9 protein-coding genes are annotated in these 11,632 nt (G+C 64.5%); 1 reads left to right on the forward strand and 8 read right to left on the reverse strand.

Annotated elements, in window-relative coordinates:
* Positions 1-143: 143 nt before the first annotated feature.
* Genes NKJ40_RS14170 through NKJ40_RS14180 form a run of 3 tightly spaced genes read right to left on the reverse strand, consistent with a single transcriptional unit; the run spans position 144 to position 3,771 of the window.
* Complete coding sequence (locus tag NKJ40_RS14170; RefSeq protein WP_352466547.1) at positions 144-1,511, reverse strand: dihydrolipoamide acetyltransferase family protein; 1,368 nt, start codon at positions 1,509-1,511, stop codon at positions 144-146.
* A gap of 11 nt (positions 1,512-1,522) precedes the next feature.
* On the reverse strand, positions 1,523-2,536 hold the full coding sequence (locus NKJ40_RS14175; protein ID WP_352466548.1) for an alpha-ketoacid dehydrogenase subunit beta: 1,014 nt from the start codon (positions 2,534-2,536) through the stop codon (positions 1,523-1,525).
* A 2-nt stretch (positions 2,537-2,538) separates the two neighbouring features.
* Positions 2,539-3,771, reverse strand: coding sequence for a 3-methyl-2-oxobutanoate dehydrogenase (2-methylpropanoyl-transferring) subunit alpha (locus NKJ40_RS14180; RefSeq protein ID WP_352466549.1), 1,233 nt, complete (start codon positions 3,769-3,771; stop codon positions 2,539-2,541).
* A 458-nt stretch (positions 3,772-4,229) separates the two neighbouring features.
* Here NKJ40_RS14180 and holA point away from each other — a divergent pair, with 458 nt between their 5' ends.
* Positions 4,230-5,273 (forward strand): DNA polymerase III subunit delta, encoded by a 1,044-nt coding sequence (gene holA, locus NKJ40_RS14185; RefSeq protein WP_352466550.1) that lies wholly within the window; start codon positions 4,230-4,232, stop codon positions 5,271-5,273.
* Between the two features lie 401 nt (positions 5,274-5,674).
* Here holA and NKJ40_RS14190 read toward each other — a convergent pair whose 3' ends face one another.
* From NKJ40_RS14190 to mnmE, 5 genes are all read right to left on the reverse strand, one after another.
* The gene (locus tag NKJ40_RS14190; protein ID WP_292659678.1) at positions 5,675-6,556 is read right to left on the reverse strand and encodes a ParB/RepB/Spo0J family partition protein; all 882 of its coding nucleotides are present in this window, start codon (positions 6,554-6,556) and stop codon (positions 5,675-5,677) included.
* 40 nt (positions 6,557-6,596) lie between these two features.
* A complete protein-coding gene (locus NKJ40_RS14195) occupies positions 6,597-7,397 on the reverse strand; it encodes a ParA family protein (protein WP_352466551.1) in 801 nt (266 codons plus the stop codon).
* A gap of 33 nt (positions 7,398-7,430) precedes the next feature.
* Positions 7,431-8,072, reverse strand: coding sequence for a 16S rRNA (guanine(527)-N(7))-methyltransferase RsmG (gene rsmG / locus NKJ40_RS14200; RefSeq protein ID WP_352466553.1), 642 nt, complete (start codon positions 8,070-8,072; stop codon positions 7,431-7,433).
* Positions 8,069-9,958, reverse strand: coding sequence for a tRNA uridine-5-carboxymethylaminomethyl(34) synthesis enzyme MnmG (gene mnmG, locus NKJ40_RS14205; RefSeq protein ID WP_352466554.1), 1,890 nt, complete (start codon positions 9,956-9,958; stop codon positions 8,069-8,071). The genes rsmG and mnmG overlap by 4 nt, the downstream gene beginning before the upstream one ends.
* A 333-nt stretch (positions 9,959-10,291) precedes the next feature.
* On the reverse strand, positions 10,292-11,620 hold the full coding sequence (gene mnmE, locus NKJ40_RS14210) for a tRNA uridine-5-carboxymethylaminomethyl(34) synthesis GTPase MnmE (protein WP_352466555.1): 1,329 nt from the start codon (positions 11,618-11,620) through the stop codon (positions 10,292-10,294).
* Between the last annotated feature and the right edge of the window lie 12 nt (positions 11,621-11,632).

The following is an 11,632-nucleotide window of genomic DNA, read 5'->3' on the forward strand; positions in this document are numbered from 1 at the left end:
ATCGCCGCCGTCGCAGGAGCGGGCGGAGCGCGGAAACTGCCAATCTCCCCCCTCGTGGGGGAGATGCCTGGCAAGGCAGAGGGGGGCGCTGTCCCTCCAGCCTCTCGATCGTTCCGCACCACCGCAACATTCTATTCATTACCTCAATCCACAAAAATCAGCGCCGGCGTCTCCAGCAACGCCTTGATCCGCTGGATGAACACCGCCGCGTCCCAGCCGTCGACGACGCGGTGGTCGAAGCTGGAGGACAGGTTCATCATCTTGCGCGGGATGAACTGGGTGCCATCCCATACCGGCCGCACCATCATCTTGTTGACGCCGATGATCGCCACTTCCGGGTGGTTGATCACGGGTGTCGTCGCCACGCCGCCCATGGCGCCGAGCGAGGTGATGGTGATGGTCGAGCCCGAGAGCTCGTCGCGCGTCGCCGTTCCGGACTTTGCCGCTTCGGCCAGCCTGACAACCTCGGCTGCGCAATCCCAGATGTCGCGCGCCTCGGCGTGTCTTACCACCGGCACCATCAGCCCCGAAGGCGTCTGCGCGGCGATGCCGATATGGATGCCGCCATGCTCGTGGACGATGCCGGCTTCATCGTCGAACAGCGCGTTGACATTGGGTTGGTCGGCGATTGCCTTGACCATCGCCCGCATCAGGAACGGCAGCAGCGTCAGCTTCGGCCTGTCCGCGCCCGGCCGCTTCTCCTTGTTGAGCGCGGCGCGCAAATCCTCGAGCGCGGTGACGTCGATCTCCTCGACATAGGTGATGTGCGGGATGCGCGACTTGGCCAGCGTCATCTTCTCGGCGATCTTTCGCCTGAGCCCGACTATCTTGATGTCCTCGACCGCCTCGTTGCGGGCAAGGCCAAGGACTTTCGCGAGCTGCGGTCCGCGTGCCAGGAACGCGTCGATGTCCTCGTGCTGGATGCGGCCGGCCGGGCCGGTTCCCGGGACCTGCCGAAGGTCAATGCCGGCCTCTTTCGCCCTGAGGCGGACGGCCGGCGAGGCCAGTGGCTTTTCGCCCTCGGGGCGCGGCGCGCCGGACGTCGCAGTACCCCCACCCCTAACCCCTCCCCACAAGGGGGAGGGGGATTCTGTCCGCGCCACACCTGCGTTCCCGTTTCTTGGAGCAAGCTCAGGCGAGAGCGAGGGGGGCGGGGCATCGGCTTTGGCGGCCGTGACGCGTCCCCCTCCCCCTTGTGGGGTGGGGTCAGGGGTGGGGGCACGCTTGGCGCCCGCCTCAACGTCCCGTGGCGGCTTGACGTTACCCTCGCCCGCCACCTTCAGCCTGACAATCGGTGAGCCGATCGCCACCGTGTCGCCGATCTCGGCGCCCAACCAGACGATTTCGCCATCGACGGGCGAAGGAATTTCGACCGTCGCCTTGTCGGTCATGACAGCGGCAAGCACTGCATCCTCGCGCACGAGATCGCCGACCTTGACCTGCCATTCGACGAGCTCGGCCTCGGCGACGCCTTCGCCGACATCGGGCAGCTTGATGACATATTCGCCCATCGTCTTCCCCCTTAGGCTTCTATCGTTTCGACGAGCGCGCGGCCTAGCCGGGCCGGACCGGGAAAATAGTCCCACTCCTGCGCATGTGGATAGGGCGTGTCCCAGCCGGTGACCCGCGCCACCGGCGCTTCCAGATGGTAGAAGCAGTTCTCCTGCACCAGCGCCGAAAGTTCGGCGCCGAAGCCGGATGTTAGCGTCGCCTCATGCACGATCACACAGCGCCCGGTCTTGTTGACCGAGGCGACGATCGTCCCGAGATCCAGCGGCAGCAGCGTCCTCAGATCGATGATCTCGGCATCGATGCCGGTCTCCTCGGCGGCCGCCTGGGCGACATAGACCATCGTGCCATAGGCAAGCACGGTGACCGCAGCGCCCGGCCGCCGGATCACCGCCTTGCCGAGCGGCACGGTGTAATGGCCATCGGCGACTTCGCCGAGCTCATGTTTCGACCATGGCGTTACCGGCCGCTCGTGATGACCATCGAAGGGGCCGTTGTAGAGCCGCTTCGGTTCCAGGAAGATCACCGGGTCGGGATCCTCGATCGCCGCGATCAGCAGGCCCTTGGCGTCGTGCGGATTGGACGGAACCACGACTTTCAGCCCAGAGACGTGGGTGAACAGCGCCTCCGGGCTCTGGCTGTGGGTCTGGCCGCCGAAGATACCGCCGCCGGTCGGCATTCTCACGACGATCGGGCAGGTGAAATCACCGTTCGATCGATAGCGCAGCCGCGCCGCCTCCGAGACGATCTGGTCATAGGCCGGATAAACATAGTCGGCAAACTGCACCTCGACGCAAGGCTTCAGCCCGTAGGCCGCCATGCCGATCGCCGCGCCGACAATCCCGGATTCGCTGATCGGCGCATCGAAGCAGCGGCTCTTGCCGTATTTCGCCTGCAGGCCTTGCGTGCAGCGGAAAACGCCGCCGAAGAAACCGACATCCTCGCCGAACACGATGACGCGTTCGTCGCGCGCCATCGACACGTCCATGGCGTCGCGGATCGCCTCGATCATGGTCCGCCGCGGCATGGTCAGACCCCGGCCTGTTGGCGCTGGCGCCGGAGATGCGGCGGCATCTCGGCATAGACGCCCTCGAACATGTCGCGGGCCGAGGGCTTGCCGCCGGCATGCAGCGTGCCATGGCGCTCGGCCTCCCGCTGCGCCGAAATCACCGTGTCGAGGATTTCCGCCTCGGCCTGGGCGTGGCGTTCATCCGACCAGACGCCGCGCTGGATGAGATGGTTCTTCAGCCTGACGATCGGGTCGCCGAGCGGCCAGGCATCGGACTCTGCCTTCGGCCGGTAAGCGGACGGGTCGTCGGAGCTCGAATGGGCGCCGACGCGGTAGGTGACGTATTCGATCAGCGTCGGCCCGAGATTGCTGCGCGCCCGTTCCGCGGCCCATTTGGCCACCGCGTGGACGGCGAGATAGTCGTTGCCGTCGACGCGCAGCGACGGAATGCCGAAGCCGAGCCCGCGCGCGGCGAACGTGCCGGAGCCGCCGCGGGCGATGCCCTGGAACGTCGAAATCGCCCACTGGTTGTTGACGACATTGAGCACGACCGGCGCCTTGTAGGTCGAGGCGAAGACCAGCGCCGAATGGAAGTCGGACTCGGCGGTCGAGCCGTCGCCGATCCAGGCGGCGGCGATCTTTGAATCGTTGCTGATTGCCGAGGCCATCGCCCAGCCGACCGCCTGGATATACTGCGTCGCCAGATTGCCGGAGATCGAGAAGAAGCCGTGCTCCTTCGACGAATACATGATCGGCAATTGCCGCCCTTTCAGCGGATCGGCCTCGTTCGAATAGATCTGGTTCATCATCGTGACCATCGGGTAGCCGTCGGCGATGAGCAGGCCGGCCTGCCGATAGGTCGGAAAATTCATGTCGCCCCGCGACAGCGCCTTGCGGAAGGCGCAGCTCACCGCCTCTTCGCCGAGATGCTGCATGTAGAAAGAGGTCTTGCCCTGGCGCTGCGCCATCTGCATGCGCGCATCGAAGCTGCGGAGCGTCACCATATGACGTAGCCCCTCCAGCAGCTCTTCATCGGAAAGCAGGCCGGCCCATGGCCCGACGGCCTCGCCAGCGCGGTTCAGCACGCGAATGATCGAGAACGCCAGATCGCGGATGGTACGCGGATCGACGTCGATCTCGGGACGCGGCACTGAGCCGGCCTTGGGGATGGTCACGTCTGAAAAATCCGGCGTTCCGCCCGGCCGCACCTCCGGCTCCGGAACATGGAAACGCAACATTCCGGCATCGGCCATGATCTCGATCCTCCACTGTTGCCCGGCGCGATATTTGCACACCGCCAGACCAGTGCCAATTCGCCGGGCGAGGCTTCGCTGCCGCTGGCTACTGCCGGCGGCAGACAGGATGGAGATATGGCGGCGAAATTTCTTGTCGATCTTCCGCGCCGGCGCGCAATTTGGCGAATGGTCCGGGCTGATCTGGCGCACGAGGAGTGAATTTCGGTGACAAGATCGCTAGGTCAAGTTCCTTCGCCCCCCTCTGTCCTGCCGGACATCTCCCCCTCAAGGGGGGAGATTTCGCCCTCATCTCCGCTTTCGCCAATTTCCAATGCTGTAGAAAGAGCCGGCGGCGAAGCTGCCAATCTCCCCCCTTGAGGGGGAGATGTCCGGCAGGACAGAGGGGGGGTGCTGTCCCGCCGGCGTCCGTCAACACCTTGGTTCACCCCGCGCCCGCGTCATGCTAATCAGCGCCCATGGCACAGAAGAAAGCATACGAGGTCGATGCATGGCTCGCGAAGCCGGATCCGCGCGTCTCGATCGTGTTGCTTTACGGTCCCGATCGCGGGCTGGTTGCCGAGCGGGCAAAGGCCTTTGCCGGCAGAACCGGCCTGCCGCTTGACGATCCGTTCTCGGTGGTCAGGCTGGACGGTTCGGAGGTCGATCGCGACGAGGGCCGCCTGCTCGACGAGGCCCGCACCGTGCCGATGTTTTCGGAGCGGCGCCTGCTATGGGTGCGCAATGCCGGCGCCCAGAAGGCGCTTGCCGACGACGTCAAGGCGCTAACGTCAGAGCCCGCGCGCGACGCCATCATCCTCATCGAGGCCGGCGACCTGAAGAAGGGCGTCGGCCTGCGCGCCGTGGTGGAGGCGGCCGACAATGCCATGGCTCTGCCTTGCTATGCCGATGAAGCCAGGGATATCGATACGGTCATCGACGACGAACTGCGCAAGGCCGGCATGTCGATGACACTGGAGGCGCGGCAGGCGCTGCGCCGCAATCTCGGCGGCGACCGGCTGGCCTCGCGCGGCGAGATCGAAAAGCTGGTGCTTTATGCGCATGGCCAGCCCGAAATCGGCCTCGACGACGTCAAGGCGACGTCTGGCGATGTCTCCGGCCTCTCCTTCGATGCGGCGGTCGACGCCCTGCTCGAAGGCAGGATCGCCGACTTCGACACCGCCTTTACCCGCCATTGCCAGTCCGGCGGCCAGCCCTTCCTGGTGCTTTCATCGGCGATGCGGCAGCTGCAGACGATCCAGGCGATGCGTGGCCAGATGGACGCCGGCGGCCGCAATGCCGCTTCGGTCGTTGCCGCGGCGCGCCCGCCGGTTTTTTACTCGCGGCGCAAGCTGGTGGAGAAAGCCCTCGAACGGTGGAGCAGCGAAGCGCTCGGCCGCGCACTCAACCGCCTGCAGACGGCGGTCCTGCAGACCCGCCGGCGGCCGGATCTGTCGGTCGCGCTGGCACGCCAGGCGCTGCTCGGCATTGCCGTGGAGAGCGCAAGGCTGGCGCAGCGGTAAGCGGAGAGCGTGATCTCCCCATTGTGGGGGAGATGTCCGGCAGGACAGAGGGGGGCGCTGTCCCGCCGACCTGTCCATCGGTTCGTTGTCAAACTCTCAGATGGTGCTCGGGTTCTGTTCGGCTAGAAATCGCAGAAGTTGGCGTTCCTTCGCGCCCCCCTCTGCCCTACCGGGCATCTCCCCCACAAGGAGGGAGATTGGCAGCTTCAGCCGCGACACCCTTCTTGCAACGCTGGAGGTTGGCGAAACCGTCGAAGAGAGCGCCCCTCTCCCCGTCACTATACGGGGAGAGGATGCCGGCAGGCAGGTGAGGGGCGGCGCGGACCCCGAACAGGAGCGAATTCTTGTCAGAGCGGCAGCCGATTCACGAGTAGTTTGCCGGCTAAGGTGCTGCGCCCTAACTACTCCCGCTTCAGCCTTCGGCAAAGCTCGTCGAGCTGCTCCAGCGTCCGATAGGCGACGCTGATCACGCCGCCGCGCTGGTTGTGCTCGATCGTGACGATCATGCCGATAGTATTGGTCATCAGCTTTTCCAGCGCCAGCGTGTCGGCATCCTTTTGCGGCGGTGCTGCGGGCTGGCGCTTTGCCGCCGGCGCGCCGACCGGCATCTGCGCCAAAGCTTCGGCCTGGCGCACCGAAAGCCCCTCGTCGATGATCCGCTTGGCAAGCCCGGCCGGGTCGTCGGCCGTCACCAGGGTGCGGGCGTGGCCGGCCGAGAGCGCGCCGTCGACCAGCATGTCGCGAATGACGTCGGGCAGCTTGAGCAGTCTCAGTGTATTGGCGACATGGCTGCGGCTCTTGCCGATCACCTGGCCGAGATCGGCCTGGGTATAGCCGTGGTCGTCGATCAGCTGCTGGTAGCCCAATGCTTCCTCGACCGGGTTGAGGTCGGTGCGCTGGACGTTTTCGATGATCGCAAGCTCTAGCGCCGTGCGATCGTTGACGTCGCGTACAATGATCGGGATTTCGGTCAGCCCGGCGCGTTGCGCCGCGCGCCAGCGACGCTCGCCAGCGATGATCTCGTAGCGGCCCGACTGCGTTTTCGACGGCCGCGCCACCACCGGCTGCACCACGCCATGTTCGCGGATCGACTGGGCGAGGTCGGTCAGGTCGGCGTCGCCAAAATGCCGACGCGGGTTTTTCGGATTGGGGCTGAGAAACTCGATCGGCACCTTGCCGTCGGCCGCCAGCCCGGGCTTTTCCGGAGCCGCCGGGCGATCGATTTCGCCGATCAGCGCCGCCAGTCCCCGTCCCAATCTTTTTCTCGAAGGGTCTTCGTTCATCGTCCGTCCAGATCGTTTCGGTGTCGAATCGGCTTATCGTTCAGGCGGCCCGCAATTTGCGCTCGCGACGGATGACTTCCGAAGCAAGCTGCAGATAGGCCTGGCTGCCCGAGCATTTGAGGTCGTAGAGAATCGCCGGCTTGCCATAGGACGGCGCCTCGGAAACGCGGACATTGCGCGGGATGACGGTTTCATAGACCTTGTCGCCCATATGAGCCCGCACATCCTGCACCACCTGGTTGGCGAGATTGTTGCGCCCGTCGAACATGGTCAGCACGATGCCCTGGATCGTCAGGTCGGGGTTGATCGAACGGCGCACCTGCTCGACCGTCTCCAAAAGCTGGCTCAGGCCCTCCAGCGCGAAAAACTCGCACTGCAGCGGCACCAGCACCGAATCGGCGGCAGCCATCGAATTCAGTGTCAACAGGTTGAGCGAGGGCGGGCAGTCGATCAGCACATAGCCGAATTTGGCCGAGCGCTCGGCCGAAGCCCGTAGCGCGTTGCGCAGCCGCAGAACCCGATCCGGCGCCGAGGCGATTTCCATCTCGATGCCGAGCAGGTCTAGCGTCGACGGCACGATCGACAGGCCTGGAACCGCCGTCGGGATCGCGGCTGCTTCGAGATCGAGCTCGCCGGTCAGCACATCATAGGAGGATACGGTGCGGTCGCGCCGGTCGATGCCAAGCCCGGTGCTGGCATTGCCCTGCGGGTCGAGATCGACGATCAGCACCTGTTCGCCTATGGCTGCCAGCGCGGTGGCCAGATTGATGGCGGTTGTCGTCTTGCCGACGCCGCCCTTCTGGTTGGCGACGGTGATGATTCGGGGGCCGTTCTTCATCATGGGTCTATGCCAGAAATTCATTTGGGTCGCCGGTCACAAGCCAGGGAGCTGTCGCAAGTCGGATACTTCGAGAATGACGCCCTGCGCGTCGGTTGCACTGGCATGTTCTACCAGATCGAAAGACCATCGTTGAGTGCTTTCTGCCACTTCGGCGCGGTAATCCCGGCCTTTGTGAAACAGGCCGCGCGACCCCTTGGTCAGCCACGGTGCCGCCAGGTCGAGCAAGTCGGGCAGCGAGGCGAGTGCCCTGGCTGTGACGATTTGCGGTGCAGGAACAAGAGGATAGCTGTCGTCAATGCGGCGCGCGATGACCTTGGCGGGCAGATTGAACTGTCCGACGACCGCTTGCAGGAACGATGCTTTTTTGCGGTTGCTCTCAACCAGGTCGATGCCAGCGCCTTCCCGCTCGGCAAGCAAAAAGGCCAGCACGAGGCCGGGAAACCCGCCGCCGGAGCCGAGATCGACCCAGCGCTTCGCCTCTGGTTTGATTCGCGCCAGCTGCGAGCTGTCGAGGATGTGGCGGCCCCAGACATCGTCCTGCGTCGATTGCGCGGCCAGATTGATCCGGCGATTCCATTTCTGGAAGACGGCCTCGAACTCGACCAGACGATCGAATGTTTCACGTGAAACCGGGCCCGCTGCCGCTTGCAGGTTTGCCCAGGACGCAGCGCTCACGCGACCCGCTTTCGCGCAGCCGCCTCGGCATTGCGCACATGCGCGACAATAATCGCCAGCGCCGCCGGCGTCATGCCTTCCATGCGTTGCGCGTCGGCAATGGAGCGCGGCTGGCGTGCCAGCATCTTCTGCTTCAACTCGTTCGACAGCCCGGGAACAGAAGCAAAGTCGAGCGACTCGGGAATAAGCCGGCTCTCCTCATGCCTGATCTGCGCTACGTCGGCCTGCTGGCGGTCGAGATAGACAGAATATTTGGCTTCCGTTTCAAGACGCTCTGCCGTTTTGGCGTCGATTGCCGCGAAAGCCGGTTCGATGCGGGCCAGCCAGGCGATATTGACACCGGGATAGGCCAGCAACTCATAGGCCGAGCGACGGACGCCGTCCCGGTTGATCTCGAGCCCATGGCGCGCAGCCTCATTGGGGGTCATGGTGGTGCCGAGGGCGAGCTGCCGCGCCTTCTCAAGGTCTTGCACGGCATTGTTGAACCGCTGCATCCGCTCCGGCGAGGCAATCCCCAGTCTCATCGCCAGCGGCGTCAGCCGCTCATCGGCATTGTCGGCCCGCAAAGACAGCCGGAACTCGGCCCGCGAGGTGAACATGCGGTAGGGTTCGACGATGCCGCGGCTGGTCAAATCGTCGACCATCACGCCGATATAGGCTTCGGTGCGGCTCAGCACGATTTCGTCGCTCGCCGACGCCTTGCGCGCTGCATTCAAGCCGGCAAGCAGCCCTTGCGCGCCGGCCTCCTCATAGCCGGTTGTGCCGTTGATCTGGCCGGCGAGGAAAAGGCCGGCGATCCGCCTGGTTTCCAACGTTGGCTTGAGCTCGCGCGGGTCGACATGGTCATATTCGATGGCATAGCCCGGCTGCAGCATGGTTGCCCGCTCCAGCCCCGGAATGGTCTTCAGGATGTCCAGTTGCACATCTTCCGGCAGCGACGTCGAGATGCCGTTCGGATAGACCGTGTCGTCGTCCAGCCCTTCCGGCTCCAGAAAAATCTGGTGGCCCTCGCGGTCGCCGAACTTGACGATCTTGTCTTCGATCGACGGGCAATAACGCGGCCCGACGCCTTCGATTGACCCCGAATACATGGCCGAGCGGCCGAGATTGGCGCGAATCAGCTCATGCGTGGCATTGGTCGTTCGGGAAATGCCGCAATGGATCTGCGGGTTTTGAATGCGCTCGGTGAGCAGCGAGAACGGCACGGGGTCCTCGTCCGCCGCCTGGCTCTCCAGTGACGCCCAATCGATCGTCCTGCCGTCCAGCCGCGGCGGCGTGCCGGTCTTCAGCCGCCCGAGCTTGAAGCCGGCGCGGCTCATCGTCGCCGACAGACCGATGCTCGCCTGCTCGTTCATGCGGCCGGCGACGATCTTCTTTTCGCCGATATGGATCAGCCCGCGCAAAAAAGTGCCGGTCGTCAGCACCACAGCGCCGCAGGCGAGCCGGCTTCCATCCGCCAACAGCACCGCCGCGATGCGCCCATCGTCGATTTCCCCGTCATCGATTTCGAAATCCAGCACCTCTCCTTCGACAACCTCGAGACCGGCCTGTTGGCGAATCGCCGCTTGCATGGCGAGGCGGTAGAGCTTTCTGTCGGCCTGCGTCCGCGGGCCGCGCACCGCCGGCCCTTTGCGGCGGTTGAGCAGGCGGAACTGGATGCCGGCCGCATCGGCGACGCGCCCCATCAGCCCGTCCATGGCATCGATCTCGCGAACCAGATGGCCCTTGCCGAGGCCGCCAATCGCCGGATTGCAGGACATGACGCCGATCGTGTCGAAGCGCAGCGTCACCAGCGCCGTTCTGGCGCCAGCCCGCGCGGCAGCACCGGCCGCCTCGCACCCAGCATGGCCGCCGCCAACCACAACCACATCATAGTGATTGGTCATTTCAGAATCCCGAATTCAAGTGGACCGACACATGTCCCCGGAGGCACGCGCTGTCAAGGACAGGGGACTGTTCGTTTCACGTGAAACAATGCCATCTGCGTGGGTTGGGAGTTGTTTCACGTGAATCACTGCCCCGGTTCCTTCGCCAGAGGATCCGATTTTGTCCGGAACTTTAGAAGAATGTCCGCGTTGGTTGCCAGCTTTACTTCACCGAAGCGAAGCGGACCGCAGTCCCTGCGATCTGCGGCGCGAGGAACCTAGCAGACGTTGGAGGGACAGCGCCAGCGTTCCGTCTCCATCGCTGTGTGCTCCTTCCCCAATGTTTCACGTGAGTCATTTGCCGATACAGAACTGCGAAAAAATCACATCGAGCATGTCCTCGACATCGACCGCGCCGACGATTCGTCCAAGTCGATCCGCCGCCAGGCGCAGCTCCTCGGCCCGCAGCTCCTGCCCGCGCTCGACCCCCGTGACAGCCGCAACCAGGAACCGTTTCGTCTCATTGAGCAGCTCGACGTGCCGCAGCCGCGACGGCAGTATATCGCCGGCCTTGCCGATCTGCGCTGCGGCACGACGCCCGATCTCGTCCAGCAGTTCGGCCAAACCCGTGCCGTCCCGCGTCGAGATAGCGAAATCATAGTGCGCCGCGGGCGAGGGTGACTTGCCCCTCAGCAGATCAATTTTTGTTCCGACCCTCAGCGCCGGAATGTCGCTCGTCAGCACACCGATCGCCATTGGATCTGCCAGATCCTCCAGCAGCAACAGCAAATCAGCGCTGTGCGCCTTGGTCCTGGCCTTCTCGATGCCAATCGCCTCGATCATGCCAGGCGCCTCGCGCAGACCTGCGGTGTCGGTTACCCTGACCCGCATCCCTTCAAGGTCCAGCACCACCTCGAGCAGGTCGCGCGTCGTGCCCGGCTCATCGGTCACGATCGCCGCTTCGCGCCGCGCCAGGGCGTTGAACAGGCTGGACTTGCCGGCATTCGGCGCGCCGAGGATCACGACTTCGAACCCATCGCGAATGATCTCGGCGGCTCGGAATCCTTCGACATGGTGCTCGATCTCGCCGATCATCGCGCGCACATCCGACCAGACCGTCTCTGCAACGGAACCCGGCACATCGTCTTCGTCGGCAAAATCGATCTCGGCTTCGATCATCGCCCGCGCATGAATGAGCCGACGCCGCCAACTGAGGTAGAGCTCACTCTGCACACCCTCGGCATTCTGCACCGCAAAGCGCCGCTGCGCCTCCGTCTCGGCGTTGACGAGATCCGCCAGCGCCTCGGTCTCGACCAGATCGACCTTGCCGTTGAGAAAGGCGCGGCGGGTGAACTCCCCCGGCTCGGCATGCCTGACGCCGTCGAAGCCGGCGATCGTCTCCAGCATCCTTGCCACGACCGCACGCCCGCCATGGACATGGAACTCGGCGATGTCCTCACCGGTAAAGCTGTTGGGCCCGGCAAAGAAAACGACCAGGCCGCTATCCAGCACCGATCCGTCGGGCGCCCGGAACTTACGATAGATGGCAACGCGGTTCGGCACCGACGACCCGGCAATCGTTTCGATGGCGAATCGACTCTGTGGCCCTGAAATCCGGATCACGGCAATGCCGGCCGGCAGGCGCCCGCTCGACAGCGCCACGATGGAATCTTTTGAAATCATTTGCCCGCTCTG

The organism is Mesorhizobium sp. M0119, from assembly GCF_040322615.1.
Taxonomy (GTDB): Bacteria; Pseudomonadota; Alphaproteobacteria; order Rhizobiales; family Rhizobiaceae; genus Mesorhizobium.